Annotated in this window: 14 protein-coding genes; 9 read left to right on the forward strand and 5 right to left on the reverse strand. The window is 65.4% G+C overall.

Going from position 1 to position 12,657, the window contains the following annotated elements:
• The first annotated feature begins 69 nt into the window (after positions 1-69).
• The gene (locus ACNFBT_RS03420; protein ID WP_416746444.1) at positions 70-1,059 is read left to right on the forward strand and encodes a glucokinase; all 990 of its coding nucleotides are present in this window, start codon (positions 70-72) and stop codon (positions 1,057-1,059) included.
• Positions 1,060-1,228: 169 nt separating this feature from the next.
• Complete coding sequence (locus tag ACNFBT_RS03425) at positions 1,229-2,065, forward strand: D-hexose-6-phosphate mutarotase (RefSeq protein ID WP_416746446.1); 837 nt, start codon at positions 1,229-1,231, stop codon at positions 2,063-2,065.
• 314 nt (positions 2,066-2,379) lie between these two features.
• Here ACNFBT_RS03425 and ACNFBT_RS03430 read toward each other — a convergent pair whose 3' ends face one another.
• Positions 2,380-3,237 (reverse strand): MurR/RpiR family transcriptional regulator, encoded by an 858-nt coding sequence (locus ACNFBT_RS03430; RefSeq protein ID WP_416746448.1) that lies wholly within the window; start codon positions 3,235-3,237, stop codon positions 2,380-2,382.
• 186 nt (positions 3,238-3,423) lie between these two features.
• Here ACNFBT_RS03430 and zwf point away from each other — a divergent pair, with 186 nt between their 5' ends.
• Genes zwf through ACNFBT_RS03445 form a run of 3 tightly spaced genes read left to right on the forward strand, consistent with a single transcriptional unit; the run spans position 3,424 to position 6,261 of the window.
• On the forward strand, positions 3,424-4,893 hold the full coding sequence (zwf, locus tag ACNFBT_RS03435; RefSeq protein ID WP_416746450.1) for a glucose-6-phosphate dehydrogenase: 1,470 nt from the start codon (positions 3,424-3,426) through the stop codon (positions 4,891-4,893).
• Positions 4,880-5,596 (forward strand): 6-phosphogluconolactonase, encoded by a 717-nt coding sequence (gene pgl, locus ACNFBT_RS03440; RefSeq protein ID WP_416746452.1) that lies wholly within the window; start codon positions 4,880-4,882, stop codon positions 5,594-5,596. Before zwf ends, pgl begins: the two co-directional genes overlap by 14 nt.
• Before the next feature lie 17 nt (positions 5,597-5,613).
• Positions 5,614-6,261 carry a bifunctional 4-hydroxy-2-oxoglutarate aldolase/2-dehydro-3-deoxy-phosphogluconate aldolase gene (locus tag ACNFBT_RS03445; protein WP_416746454.1) on the forward strand — a complete coding sequence of 216 codons (648 nt, stop codon included), beginning with the start codon at positions 5,614-5,616 and terminating at the stop codon, positions 6,259-6,261.
• Positions 6,262-6,439: 178 nt separating this feature from the next.
• Here the strand turns inward: ACNFBT_RS03445 and ACNFBT_RS03450 are convergent, their stop codons facing one another.
• The 4 genes from ACNFBT_RS03450 to ACNFBT_RS03465 all read right to left on the reverse strand — a co-directional run bounded on the left by ACNFBT_RS03450 (position 6,440) and on the right by ACNFBT_RS03465 (position 10,691).
• Positions 6,440-8,272, reverse strand: coding sequence for an ABC transporter ATP-binding protein (locus ACNFBT_RS03450; protein ID WP_416746456.1), 1,833 nt, complete (start codon positions 8,270-8,272; stop codon positions 6,440-6,442).
• 75 nt (positions 8,273-8,347) lie between these two features.
• Positions 8,348-8,914, reverse strand: a complete 567-nt coding sequence (locus ACNFBT_RS03455; protein ID WP_416746458.1) for a peptidylprolyl isomerase — start codon at positions 8,912-8,914, stop codon at positions 8,348-8,350.
• Between the two features lie 23 nt (positions 8,915-8,937).
• Positions 8,938-9,729 (reverse strand): alpha/beta fold hydrolase, encoded by a 792-nt coding sequence (locus ACNFBT_RS03460; RefSeq protein WP_416746460.1) that lies wholly within the window; start codon positions 9,727-9,729, stop codon positions 8,938-8,940.
• A gap of 35 nt (positions 9,730-9,764) precedes the next feature.
• On the reverse strand, positions 9,765-10,691 hold the full coding sequence (locus tag ACNFBT_RS03465) for a LysR family transcriptional regulator (protein ID WP_416746462.1): 927 nt from the start codon (positions 10,689-10,691) through the stop codon (positions 9,765-9,767).
• Positions 10,692-10,746: 55 nt separating this feature from the next.
• Between ACNFBT_RS03465 and ACNFBT_RS03470 the strand changes: the two genes are divergently transcribed.
• The 4 genes from ACNFBT_RS03470 (at position 10,747) to ACNFBT_RS03485 (ending at position 12,634) form a co-directional block, all read left to right on the forward strand.
• On the forward strand, positions 10,747-11,061 hold the full coding sequence (locus tag ACNFBT_RS03470; RefSeq protein ID WP_416746464.1) for a 3-phosphoglycerate kinase: 315 nt from the start codon (positions 10,747-10,749) through the stop codon (positions 11,059-11,061).
• Between the two features lie 150 nt (positions 11,062-11,211).
• Complete coding sequence (locus ACNFBT_RS03475; RefSeq protein ID WP_416746466.1) at positions 11,212-11,811, forward strand: FMN-dependent NADH-azoreductase; 600 nt, start codon at positions 11,212-11,214, stop codon at positions 11,809-11,811.
• Between the two features lie 202 nt (positions 11,812-12,013).
• On the forward strand, positions 12,014-12,298 hold the full coding sequence (ihfB, locus tag ACNFBT_RS03480) for an integration host factor subunit beta (RefSeq protein ID WP_015478091.1): 285 nt from the start codon (positions 12,014-12,016) through the stop codon (positions 12,296-12,298).
• Positions 12,299-12,328: 30 nt separating this feature from the next.
• Positions 12,329-12,634 carry a lipopolysaccharide assembly protein LapA domain-containing protein gene (locus ACNFBT_RS03485; RefSeq protein ID WP_416746468.1) on the forward strand — a complete coding sequence of 102 codons (306 nt, stop codon included), beginning with the start codon at positions 12,329-12,331 and terminating at the stop codon, positions 12,632-12,634.
• Positions 12,635-12,657: the final 23 nt, after the last annotated feature.

Raw genomic sequence — 12,657 nt, forward strand, 5'->3', positions numbered from 1 at the left:
CGTGGGAAGCTCGAGTCGATGTCCTATGCTGGCATGAGCCCTTTTTCCAACTTCCAGGCCGAGCTCGCCATGAATTCCAGCAACGCCCAGAACGCTTTCGCCCTGGTCGGCGACATCGGTGGCACCAACGCCCGCTTCGCCCTGTGGCGCGGTGAAGTCCTCGAGTCCATCCAGGTCCTGGCCTGCGCCGATTACCCGCGCCCGGAAGATGCCGTGCGCGACTACCTGCAGCGCATCGGTCAGCCGCTGTCGGCCATCCACAACGTCTGTCTGGCCTGTGCCGGGCCGGTGGGCGCCGGCGACTTCCGTTTCACCAACAACCATTGGGTGATCAAGCGCGACGCCTTCCGCGCCGCGCTGGGGCTGAGCCATCTGCTGCTGGTCAACGATTTCAGCACCATGGCCTGGGCGGCTTCGCGGCTGTCGGAAGAGCGTCTGGTGCAGGTGCGTCCAGGTACTGCGCTGGAAGGCCGCGCGAAACTGATCATCGGCCCCGGCACCGGCCTGGGCGTCGCCAGCCTGATGCCGCTGCCGGCCGGCGGTTGGGAAGTGCTGCCCTGCGAAGGCGGCCACGTCGACCTGCCGGTGACCTCCGAGCGCGATTTCGCCCTCTGGCAACTGCTGCGCGAGAAGTACGGACACGTGTCGGCCGAGCGCGTTCTCTCCGGCAGCGGCCTGGAAAACCTTTACCGCATGAGTTGCCAACTCGATGGCGTCGAACCGCAGTGCGCCAGCGCCGCGCAGATCGGCGAGCGCGCCATGACCGGCGATGCCTACGCCGATGCTGTGCTGGAGCACTTCTTCCTGTGGCTGGCGCGGGTTGCCGGCAACGCGGCGCTGACGGTGGGCGCGCTGGGCGGCGTGTACATCACCGGCGGCATCGTTCCGCGCTTCCTCGAACGTTTCCAGCGCAGCGGTTTCGCCGCGGCCTTCTCGGCGCGCGGCAAGACCAGCGGACCCTACCTGGATCAGGTGCCGGTGTGGGTGATGACGGCGGAGTATCCGGGGCTGTTCGGCGCTGGCGTTGCGCTGGAGCAGGCCCTGCGCGCCGAAGCCTGAGCCGCGCCGGCAGGGCTGGCGCTTGCGGATGAGCATTTCGTTGGCGTGGGCGCTGCGCGTGACTAGGCTTTGCGGGTAGAATCGCCGCCTTTCATCGAATGTAGTGAAACTACAGAGATCTTCACGCCCCGGAGTGTCCGGGCAGGGATTGGATCAGGACATCCGGATAATGCTCGAGCATCCGCTGCAGCGCTTTTTTCATTCCATGCGGGCCAAGCGCCCCTTCGACTGGGTGCGCTTCCAGCGTCGCGACCTGCTGCTGATCGACCATCCGCAGTGCCAGGCGGTGTTCAGCCGCCAGGGTGCGCAGTTGCTGCATTTCCAGCCGCGTGATGCACGCCCGCTGCTGTGGTGTTCCAGCCAGTGGCCGAGCCTGAGCACCGCGCCGATCCGTGGCGGCATCCCGGTCTGCTGGCCCTGGTTCGGTAGCCATCCGGTCGAGCCGGACTGGCCCCAGCACGGCTGGGCACGCCAGCGCGAGTGGCGGATGCTGGATGCCTGGGCCGACGACAGCAGGGTGGTGGTCAGCTGGCAACTGGACGTCGAGGACTGGCATGTGCGCCTGGAAGCGCGCCTGGGCCAGGACCTGGACATCGAGCTCTCCAGCTATCACGAAGATGACAGCGACTGTCTCTTCAGCTTCGCCCTGCAACCCTACTGGCGCGTGGGTTCGCTGCGTCGCTCGGTGGTCCACGGGATGGAGCTGGACGGCAAGGCCAGCGGCCTGCCGAACACCTGGGCCCCGCGCGGGGCGGTCAAGCAGGTGCTCTACAACACCGGCGCCCTGGTGCTGGAAGATGCCGGCTGGCAACGCCGCCTGCGCATCGACAAGAACGTCGGCGCCGGCAGCGTCATCTGGCATCCCGGCAGTCGCACGGTGGAACAGGTGGCGGCGGCCGAGGCGGATCGCTTCCTGTGCATTGGTGCCGCCGGCTATCGCGCCGGCGGGCTGATCCTGGCGCAGGGCGAGCGGATGCTGCTGAACCTGCGGGCGGGGCTGGTCTGATCGTCTGAGCTTCGTGGGTGGGCTGAGTTGTAGGAGCGAGCTTGCTCGCGAATCGCTTGGCTCCGTACCCTCCGGCGAGTCTGCTCGCGAGCAAGCTCGCTCCTATAAAAGGCGGGTCGAGGCTGACCGTGGGAGTGACGGGGCGTGCAGGCCTTGTGAGAGCAACGTCCGAGTTTGCTTGCGGGCACAGATTGCTCCCGTAGGAGCGACGGGGGCGCCTAGCCCTTGTCCGCGAAGAGTCAGCCTTGCACAAGAGCATCGCGGAGAAGCTCCGCTCCTACGAAAGGCAAATTCCCCCGCGAGTCGCGCGCGTCTCAGTCTTCCTCATCGAGCTGGTAGCGCGTCGGTACCAGGCTCTCCTTGATCCGCCGCAGGTGCGGCTGGAAGTCCACGCCGCGGCGCAGGGTCACGCCGGTGGCGAGCACGTCGAGCACGGTGAGCTGGATGATCCGCGAGGTCATCGGCATGTAGATGTCGGTGTCTTCCGGCAGCGGGACGTCCAGGCTCAGGGTACTGGCGCGGGCCAGCGGGGAGTCGGCTGCGGTCAGACCGAGCACCGAGGCACCGTTTTGCCGCGCCAGGTGCGCCACTTCCACCAGTTCTCGGGTGCGCCCGGTGTAGGAAATCACCACGAACAGGTCGCCGGTGTGCGCCACCGAGGCGATCATCCGCTGCATCAGCACGTCGCTGTGGGCCGACACCGCCAGGTTGAAGCGGAAGAACTTGTGCTGTGCATCCAGCGCCACGGAGCTGGAGGCGCCGAGACCGAAGAAGTGGATCTGCCGGGCTTGGATCAGCAGGTCCACGGCGCGGTCGATCACCTTCGGGTCGAGCAGTTTGTAGGCGCTGTCCAGCGAGGCGATGGTGCTGCTGAAGATCTTCCGGGTGTAGGCCTCGGGGCCGTCGTCCTCGGCCACCGCCTGGGTGACGAAGGCCGCGCCGCTGGCCAGGCTCTGGGCCAGCTGGATCTTCAGTTCCGGGTAGCCGCTCATGCCAAAGGAGCGGCAGAAACGGTTCACCGTCGGCTCGCTGACGCTGGACGCCTGGGCCAGCGCGGCGATGCTGAAGCGCGTGGCCTGTTGCGGGTCGCGCAGTATCACTTCAGCGACCTTGCGCTCGGCCTTGTTCAGCTGTTCCAGACGGCTCTGGATCTGCTCCAGCAGGTTTTTCATCCGTGCTCCTTGGGCAATCGACGGTTGGCCGGGTAGGGGCGGCCAGCGGCGCTATCCTAACGTCAGGCCGGCAGGCGACCAACAACGGCGCGAAAGGGTAAAAATATGTTGTTTAATTACTACATATTTGTCTTAATGCCGGTGTGGAAGGCTAACTATCGTTCAAAATTTGGTTGGTAACAACAAATGCCTGAAGTCCGCGTTCTGCCCTGCACCCTGGCGCTGTTCGGCGCCCTGGGTGATCTCGCCCTGCGCAAGCTGCTCCCGGCGCTGTACCAGCTCGATCGTGAGAGTCTGCTGCACGGCGATACCCGCATTCTCACCCTGGCCCGCGATGAGGGCACAGGCGAAGCCCCGTTGGCCATCATCGAACAACGCCTGCGCCAGGCGGTGCCGGCGAAGGAGTGGGACGAATCGGTGTGGACGCGCTTCCGCGCGCGGCTGACTCACCTGAGCATGGACTTCCTCGATGCCGGCTCCTACACGGCGCTGGCCGAGAAGGTCGGTGACGAGCGGACCCTGGTCGCTTACTTCGCCACTGCCGCCTCGGTATTTGGCGGCATCTGCGAGAACCTCGCCGCCGTCGGCCTCGCCGAGCGTACCCGGGTGGTGCTGGAGAAGCCCATCGGCCACGACCTGGAGTCCTCCCGGGCGGTGAACGACGCGGTGGCGCGCTTCTTCCCGGAAAACCGCATCTACCGGATCGACCACTATCTGGGCAAGGAGACGGTGCAGAACCTCATCGCGCTGCGCTTCGCCAACAGCCTGTTCGAGACCCAGTGGAACCAGAATCACATCTCCCACGTGGAGATTACCGTGGCCGAGATGGTCGGTATCGAAGGCCGCTGGGGTTACTTCGACAAGGCCGGCCAGTTGCGCGACATGGTGCAGAACCACCTGCTGCAACTGCTCTGCCTGATCGCCATGGACCCGCCGGCTGACCTGACCGCCGACAGCATCCGCGACGAGAAGGTGAAGGTGCTGCGTGCACTCGAACCCATCGCGCCGGAGCAACTGGCCACCCGCGTGGTGCGTGGGCAGTACACGGCCGGCTTCATCGACGGCAAGGCGGTGCCCGGCTACCTCGCCGAGGAAAATGCCAACCCCAACAGCGACGCCGAGACCTTCGTCGCCTTGCGCGTGGACATCCGCAACTGGCGCTGGTCCGGCGTGCCGTTCTACTTGCGTACCGGCAAGCGCATGCCGCAGAAGCTGTCGCAGATCGTCATCCACTTCAAGGAACCGCCGCACTACATCTTCGCCCCGGAGCAGCGCTCGCTGATCAGCAACCGCCTGATCATCCGCCTGCAGCCGGACGAGGGCATATCCCTGCAGGTGATGACCAAGGACCAGGGCCTGGGCAAGGGCATGCAACTGCGCACCGGGCCGCTGCAACTGAATTTCTCCGAGACCTTCCATACTGCCCGTACGCCGGACGCCTACGAGCGACTGCTGCTGGAAGTCACGCAAGGCAATCAGTACCTGTTCGTGCGCAAGGACGAGGTGGAGTTCGCCTGGAAATGGTGTGACCACCTGATCGCCGGCTGGGGCCGCCTGGGCGAGGAGCCCAAGCCATACCCGGCGGGCAGTTGGGGGCCACAGGCGGCTGTTGCCCTGATCGCACGCGATGGGAGGGACTGGTATGGCGATCACTGAACCGAAACTGGCTGAAGGCATGGCCTGGAAAACCTGGAACGACGCCGCCGAGCAGGCAGAAGGACTGGCCGCTACCGTGGCTGATGCACTGCGCGCAGCGCTGGCCGAACGTGGCCGGGCGTTGCTGGTGGTGTCCGGCGGGCGTAGTCCGATCGCCTTCCTCGAAGCGCTGAGCGGCGCCGAGCTGGACTGGGCGAAGGTGTCCGTCAGCCTCGCCGACGAACGCTGGGTGCCCGAGTCGCATCCGGACAGCAATGCCGGCCTGTTGCGCCGTCATCTGCTCAAGGGGGCTGCGGCCAGCGCGCACTTCATCGGCCTGTACCAGCCGGCGGCCTCGCTGGAAGAGGCGGCGGACAAGGCCGACCGTTTCCTGCATGAGCTGGGCCTGCCCATCGACGTGCTGGTGCTCGGCATGGGCGACGACGGCCATACCGCCTCGCTGTTCCCCGGCAGCGCCGGGTTGGCCGAAGCGCTCGACCCGGCGTCTATGCGCCGCTGCCTGCCGATGTGGGCGCCGAGCGTGCCGCGCCAGCGCCTGACCCTGACTCGCGCCGTGCTGCAGGGCGCGCGGGTGCAACTGCTGGCGATCCAGGGCGAGGCCAAGCTGGCCACCCTGAGCCAGGCGCTTAGCGACAACGACGACCAGCGCATGCCGGTCAATGCGTTCCTGCGCGCGCCCCTTTCGATCCATTGGTGCCCCTGAGGCACGGAGTTACCGCAATGTCTGAACAACACATCCAGCAGATCGATGCCCTGGCGCAGCGCGCGCGCATCCTGCCGGTGATCACCATCGACCGCGAGGCGGACATCCTGCCCATGGCGGACGCTCTTGCCGCCGGCGGTATCACCGTTCTGGAAGTGACGTTGCGGACCTCGCTGGGGCTCACCGCGATCCGCCAGCTGAGCGAACAGCGTCCGGAGCTGCTGGTCGGTGCTGGTACCGTGCTCGACCCGCAGACCTTCCGCCAGGCGGAAGAGGCGGGGGCGAAGTTCATCGTCACGCCGGGCTGCACCGAGGAGCTGCTGCAGTACGCCGTGACTCGCCCGGTGCCGTTGCTGCCGGGCGTGGCCACCGCTTCGGAAATCATGGCTGCGTATCGCCATGGCCTGCGCCGCTTCAAGCTGTTCCCGGCGAAGGTGTGCGGCGGCGTGGAGGCGCTCAAGGCCTTCGGCGGGCCGTTCCCGGAGGTGCGTTTCTGCCCCACCGGTGGTGTCGGCCCGGACAACCTCAACGACTATTACCGGCTGGCCAACGTGATGTGCGTGGGCGGCAGCTGGATGCTGCCCAAGGCCGCCATCGACAGCGGTGACTGGGCCACGGTCGAGCGCCTGAGCCGTGAGGCGCTGGCGCTGCTGGACACACACTGAGCTGTCCCGGTTTGGACATGCCCGGCCTTGTGCCGGGCTTTTTTATTGGCGATGGATTTGTGCGGATTGCTCTTCGTAGGAGCGAGCTTGCTCGCGAACAGCTGCGCATCGGCGTCGCCGGGAAATCCGTTCGCGAGCAAGCTCGCTCCTACAGGAAGCGGACAGCTCGGCGCGCGGCTCAATCCACTCCGACGAACCCCCCCGTCTGATGCCGCCACAACCGCGCGTAAAGCCCGCCGTGGGCCAGTAGCTCGGCATGGCTGCCGCTCTCGACGATGCGGCCGTGCTCCAGCACCACCAGGCGGTCCATGCGCGCGATGGTGGAGAGGCGGTGGGCGATGGCGATCACCGTCTTGCCCTGCATCAGGGTCTCCAGGCTTTCCTGGATCGCCGCTTCCACTTCCGAGTCCAGCGCCGAGGTGGCCTCGTCGAGGATCAGGATCGGCGCGTCCTTGAGCAGCACGCGGGTGATCGCGATGCGCTGGCGCTGGCCGCCGGATAGCTTCACGCCGCGCTCGCCGACATGGGCGTCGAGGCCAAGGCGGCCCTCGGCATCGCTCAGCTGCGGGATGAATTCCGAGGCACGGGCCTTCTGGATGGCGTCCTGCAACTCGTCCTCGCCGGCATCCGGACGGCCGTAGAGCAGGTTGGAGCGGATCGAGCGGTGCAGCAGCGAGGTGTCCTGGGTAACCATGCCGATCTGCGCGCGCAGGCTTTCCTGGGTTACGCCGGCGATGTCCTGGTCGTCGATCAGGATGCGTCCGCCTTCCAGGTCATACAGGCGCAGCAGCAGGTTGACCAGGGTCGACTTGCCGGCGCCGGAGGGGCCGACCAGGCCGATCTTCTCGCCGGGGCGTACCACCAGGTCGAGGCCGTCGATCAGGCCGCCGCCCTTGCCATAGCTGAACGACACCTGCTCGAAGCGCACCTCGCCACGGCTCACCGCCAGCGGCCGGGCATCGGGTTTGTCGTTCACCTGGCGGGGCAGGGCGATGGTCTGCATGCCGTCCTGTACCTGGCCGACGTTCTCGAAGATGCCTCCGACCACCCACATGATCCAGCCGGACATGTTGTTGATGCGGATGACCAGGCCGGTGGCCAGGGCGATGGCGCCCACCGAGATCAGCGACTGGCTCCACAGCCACAGGGCAAGGCCGGTGGTGCCGGCGATCAGCATGCCGTTGAAGATGGTGATGGTGACGTCCATGGAGGTGACCACGCGCCCGGCGCGCTGGGCCTTGCGGGTCTGGTCGTCGATGGCTTCGCGGGCGTAGTCCTCTTCCTGGCGCGTGTGGGCGAACAGCTTGAGGGTGGTGATGTTGGTGTAGCCGTCGACGATGCGCCCCATGAGCTTGGAGCGCGAATCCGAGGCGGCCACCGAGCGGCGCTTCACCTGCGGCACGAAGTAGCCCAGCGCGCCGACGTAGCCGATCACCCAGAGCACCAGCGGGATCATCAGGCGCCAGTCGGCCTCGGCGAACAGCACCAGGGCGCTGAGGGTGTAGATGACCACGTGCCAGATGGCGTCCACCACCTGCACTGCCGAGTCGCGCAGGGAGTTGCCGGTCTGCATGATGCGCTGGGCGATGCGTCCGGCGAAGTCGTTCTGGAAGAAGCCCAGGCTCTGCTTGAGCACGTAGCGGTGGTTCTGCCAGCGGATCAGGTTGGTCATGCTGGGGTTGATGCTCTGGTGCACCAGCATGTCGTGCAGGCCGTTGAACAGCGGGCGCAGGATCAGCGCGACGACCGCCATCCAGATCAGTTCCCGGCCGTGCAGGGAGAAAAAGTCGGCGGGTGCGCTGCCTTGCGCGAGGTCGACGATACGCCCGAGGTAGCTGAACAGGGCGACTTCGATCAGCGCGACGATCAGGCCGACGAAGAGCAGGGCGAGGAATACCGGCCAGACCTGGCGCAGGTAATAGACGTAGAAGCGGATGACGTCGGACGGCGGCATGCGCTCGGGGACGTCGCGGAAGGGATCGATCAGACGTTCGAAACGACGGTAAAGCATGATTCTTCTCGGGTTGGTAGCGGGTCCATCCTGGACCCGCTGAACATGGCCTCCGTCAGGCGTGTGCGCGGGACATCACAGGCGCTTGGCGGAGAGGATGACGACCGGGGTCTTGGGGACGTCCTGGAACATGCCGTGGTTGCCGGTCTGGACCTGGGCGATCTGGTCGACCACGCCCATGCCGCGCACCACCTTGCCGAACACGGCGTAGCCGAAGTCGCGGGCGCCGTGGTTGAGGAAGTCGTTGCCGGTCAGGTTGATGAAGAACTGGCTGGTGGCCGAGTCCACGGCGCTGGTGCGGGCCATGGCCAGGGTGCCGCGCTCGTTGAGCAGGCCGTTGTCGGCTTCGTTCTTGATCGGCGCCTGGGTGTCTTTCTCCTTCATGGCTTCGGTGAAGCCGCCGCCCTGGATCATGAAGTTGGGAATCACGCGGTGGAAGATGGTTCCGTTGTAGAAGCCGCTGTCGACGTAGGACAGGTAGTTCTTCACAGAAATGGGCGCCTTGTCGGCGTACAGCTCGATTTCGATTTCACCCTGGGTGGTGGACAGCAGCACATGCGGCTTGTTGGCGTCGGCGGCGAAGGCCGAACCGGCCAGGACCAGGGAGCAGGCAGCGAGCACGAAGCGTTTGAACAGAGTCATTTGGCGGATGTTTCCGTTAGGTTCTAGGGATGGTCGACCTGCTCGAGGAATTCGAGCAGGGTGGTGTTGAAGCGTTCCGGTTGGTCCAGCGGGGTGGCGTGGCGCGAGTCCTCGATCACCACCAGGCGGGCGTTGGGCAGGTGCCCGACGTAGGCCTGCTTGAGCGAGACCGGGGTGTAGTCGCGGTCGGCGCTGATCACCAGTGTGGGACAGGTTATGCGCGCCAGGCGTTCCTGCACACCCCAGCCGATGATGGCGTGCAGGCTGGAAAGGTAAGCGCGTTTGTCGTTCTGCGGCCAGCGCTGCTGGATCTTGCGGCGCAGGTCGGCCTGCTCGGGCTTGGGGAACAGCAGCTTGCCCAGGGCCTTGCCCACGGTGTCGAGCCCCAGCACGTGGGCGAGGAACAGGCGGCGCGCCACGTCCATGTATTCGCGCAGGGTCCGGGGTTTCACCTCTGGTGCACTGTTGACGATGGTCAGGCTGTTCAGCCGCTCCGGCCAGCGGGTGGCCAGCTCGAAGCCGATCATGCCGCCCATGCTGATGCCGACGAGGTGCACGCGGCCCAGGTGCAGGTGGTCGAGCAGGGCGATCACGTCCTCGGCGAAGGCGGCGATGCTGTAGCGTTCGCGTGGCTTGTCCGACTGGCCGTGGCCACGTACGTCGAGAGCGATTACCCGATGGCGCTTTTCCAGTTCCGGCACCTGGTATTCCCAGTCGCGGGTGCTGGAGCCCAGGCCATGCACCAGCAGCACCGGGGTACCGAATCCGCTTTCCTCGTAATGCAGACGGTGGCCGGCGTGGTCGAAGAAGGGCATGGCGAGCTCCTTGCTGTTGCTCTGGGGGCTGGTTCTCAGGCCGGGCTCTCGGGGGCGGCGAAGTGCGCGTCCAGCGGGACGCTGGCGAAGGTGGTCAGCAGCTCGACGAGAATCTGCGTGGCGGGACCCAGCGGCTTCTCCTTGCTTGGGTAAAGGTAGAAGCGACTCTCGCGCACGCCGCCCTGAGTGAGCGGTAGCGGCTTGAGCAGGCCGTCCTTGAGTTCGCGCTCGATCATGTGCCGCGGCAGCCAGGCGAAGCCCAGGCCGTTGCTGACGAAGGTGGCGGCGGTGGCCAGGCTGCCCACCGTCCAGCGTTGCTCGGCGCCGAGCCAGCCGATATCGCGCGGCTGAAGGCGGCCGGAGTCGCGGATCACCACCTGCATCTGGGTTTCCAGGTCCTGATGAGTGACTTCGCGTTGCAGGCGGTGCAGCGGGTGGTCGGGGTGTGCGACGGCGACGAAGTCCACCATGCTCAGGTCGGCGCCCAGGTGGCCGGCGATATTCAGGCCGCTGATGGCCAGATCCGCATGGCCCTGCACCAGGGCTTCTTCCACGCCGGAGAGCACTTCTTCACGCAGCAGTACCCGGCAGCCGCGGCTTTGCGGCATGAACGCTGAGAGCGCGCGGACCAGGCGCACGGTGGGGTAGGCGGCGTCCACCACCAGCCGGACTTCCGGCTCCCAGCCCTGTTCCATATGGTGGGCCAGTTCTTCCAACTGGCCGGCGGATTTCACCAGTTGGCGGGAGCGTCGCAGCAGCACCTCGCCGGCCTCGGTGAGCACCGCCTTGCGCCCGTCGATGCGCAGCAGCGGCACGCCGAGCTGCTCCTGCATCCGCGCCACGGTGTAGCTGATCGACGACTGCGAACGGTGCATGGCTTCCGCCGCCTGGGCGAAGCCGCCGTGATCGACCACGGCCTGCAGGGTTCTCCACTGATCCAGGGTAACGCGGGGCGCTTTCATCCTCGCCTCCTCTTGTCTAATCTGGCGGTCCGGAGAAAACCAGGGAGAGACCGCCATGAAAAAAATCTGCTGTGCCGTACTGGCCTTGCTGCCGTTGACGGCTCTGGCCTATCCCATCGAGGTCGAGAAGAAGCTCAATGGCACTGAAGTCAGCTATGACACCCAGGACATCGGCGACCGGATGGGGGCTATCCTCCTGCGCAACAACGGCCAGCAGCCGGTGACCTGCACCGCGGTGTTCGTCAATGGCCCGGAAACGCCCCATGTGCGCAAGGCCACCCTGGAGCCGGGCAAGGACGCCAACATGGCTACCAGCTTCAGCCGCTCCGTCATCAAGCTGCGTATCAAGCTCACCTGCACGCCGTCCTGACGGTATCCGGGTACCGATTCAAGATAGAAGCAGTTCGATTGAAAATCAATTTATTCGATAGTTAGTAGCGATTATTTCCGTTTTTTTATCGAGTTATCCATCTGTAGGATTCATTCCATCGCCCAGTTATGACCGATGGAGGTCGAATCCATGTCCCGCGTTCTGGTTATCGAAAGCAGTGCCCGTCAGCAAGGTTCCGTATCCCGTCAGCTGACCCGCGAATTCATCGCTCAATGGCAGGCCGCCCATCCGGCGGACGAGATCCAGGTTCGCGACCTGGCTGTCGAGCAGGTGCCGCACCTGGATGCCAACCTGCTGGGTGGCTGGATGAAGCCTGAGCAGGAGCAGACCGAAATCGAACGGGCGGCGCTCGAGCGCTCCAACCTGCTGACCGCCGAGTTGCAGGCCGCCGACGTGCTGGTGCTGGCCGCGCCGATGTACAACTTCGCCATTCCCAGCACCCTGAAATCCTGGCTGGACCATGTGCTGCGCGCCGGCGTCACCTTCAAGTACACCGAGACCGGCCCGCAGGGCCTGCTGACCGGCAAGCGCGCCTTCGTGCTGACCAGCCGCGGCGGCGTCTACGCCGGTGGCGCGCTGGACCACCAGGAACCCTACCTGCGTCAGGCACTGGGCTTCGTCGGTATCCATGACGTCACCTTCATCCACGCCGAAGGCCTGAACATGGGCGCCGAATTCGCCGAGAAGGGCCTGTCCAAGGCCAAGGCTCAGCTCGCCGCCGTCGCCTGATCCGCTTTTCCCTTGCGCACCCTTTCGCTCCTGGGTGCGACCGTGGCCGACCTCCTTCCCCCGGAGGCCGGCCATTTTTTATTCCCGATGCTGGCCCCGCGGGGGAGCGATCACATCCTTTCCCTTCGGGCTGTTCAAAGTCTGATCAGCATGCTAAAAGAACCTTGAGCTGATCTAGCCGCTTGAAAAAGAAGGGAAAACCATGACCAAGTCGGAGTTGATCGAGAGAATCGTCACCCATCAGGGGCAGCTTTCCGCAAAGGATGTGGAGCTGGCGATCAAGACCATGCTTGAGCAAATGTCCCAGGCGCTGGCGACTGGGGATCGCATCGAAATCCGGGGTTTCGGCAGTTTCTCGTTGCATTATCGCGCCCCACGCACCGGCCGTAATCCGAAGACCGGTGAGTCCGTGCGCCTGGACGGCAAGTTCGTTCCGCACTTCAAGCCCGGCAAGGAGCTGCGCGACCGCGTCAATGAGCCCGAGTGAGCCTGGGGCATCCGTTTTGAAGGAGTTTCCATGCTTCGGGTAAAGCGTTTCCTGTTCATCCTGGCGCTGGTCGTGCTGGCCGCCGTGGTGGTGGTTTTCGTCCTGGAGAACCTCCAGAGGGTGCAACTGACCTTCCTTGGCTGGCAGTCGCCTCAGTGGCCGCTGGTCGTCTTCGTCTCCCTGGCGTTCATCCTCGGCGGGCTGATCGGCCTGCTGCTGAGCATTCCCGTCCGCGCCCGGGCACGCGTCCGCATGGCCGGCATGCGCTCTGAAATCACCCGCTTCCGCAAGGAGAACGACGCGCTGCGTGACAAGTCGCTGACGGATCATGCCTAGCGTCCTTGCCACGCTGTTCTTCT

It is taken from the genome of Pseudomonas sp. NY15181 (assembly GCF_048068055.1).
Lineage (GTDB): Bacteria > Pseudomonadota > Gammaproteobacteria > Pseudomonadales > Pseudomonadaceae > Pseudomonas.

Coding starts and splice junctions, on each gene's coding strand:
- zwf (WP_416746450.1), top strand. CDS start 3,424: ATGCCTGAAGTCCGCGTTCTGCCCTGCACCCTGGCGCTGTTCGGCGCC.
- ACNFBT_RS03470 (WP_416746464.1), top strand. CDS start 10,747: ATGAAAAAAATCTGCTGTGCCGTACTGGCCTTGCTGCCGTTGACGGCT.
- ACNFBT_RS03485 (WP_416746468.1), top strand. CDS start 12,329: ATGCTTCGGGTAAAGCGTTTCCTGTTCATCCTGGCGCTGGTCGTGCTG.
- ACNFBT_RS03425 (WP_416746446.1), top strand. CDS start 1,229: ATGCTCGAGCATCCGCTGCAGCGCTTTTTTCATTCCATGCGGGCCAAG.
- ACNFBT_RS03420 (WP_416746444.1), top strand. CDS start 70: ATGAATTCCAGCAACGCCCAGAACGCTTTCGCCCTGGTCGGCGACATC.
- ihfB (WP_015478091.1), top strand. CDS start 12,014: ATGACCAAGTCGGAGTTGATCGAGAGAATCGTCACCCATCAGGGGCAG.
- ACNFBT_RS03445 (WP_416746454.1), top strand. CDS start 5,614: ATGTCTGAACAACACATCCAGCAGATCGATGCCCTGGCGCAGCGCGCG.
- ACNFBT_RS03460 (WP_416746460.1), bottom strand. CDS start 9,729: ATGCCCTTCTTCGACCACGCCGGCCACCGTCTGCATTACGAGGAAAGC.
- ACNFBT_RS03430 (WP_416746448.1), bottom strand. CDS start 3,237: ATGAAAAACCTGCTGGAGCAGATCCAGAGCCGTCTGGAACAGCTGAAC.
- ACNFBT_RS03475 (WP_416746466.1), top strand. CDS start 11,212: ATGTCCCGCGTTCTGGTTATCGAAAGCAGTGCCCGTCAGCAAGGTTCC.
- ACNFBT_RS03450 (WP_416746456.1), bottom strand. CDS start 8,272: ATGCTTTACCGTCGTTTCGAACGTCTGATCGATCCCTTCCGCGACGTC.
- pgl (WP_416746452.1), top strand. CDS start 4,880: ATGGCGATCACTGAACCGAAACTGGCTGAAGGCATGGCCTGGAAAACC.
- ACNFBT_RS03465 (WP_416746462.1), bottom strand. CDS start 10,691: ATGAAAGCGCCCCGCGTTACCCTGGATCAGTGGAGAACCCTGCAGGCC.
- ACNFBT_RS03455 (WP_416746458.1), bottom strand. CDS start 8,914: ATGACTCTGTTCAAACGCTTCGTGCTCGCTGCCTGCTCCCTGGTCCTG.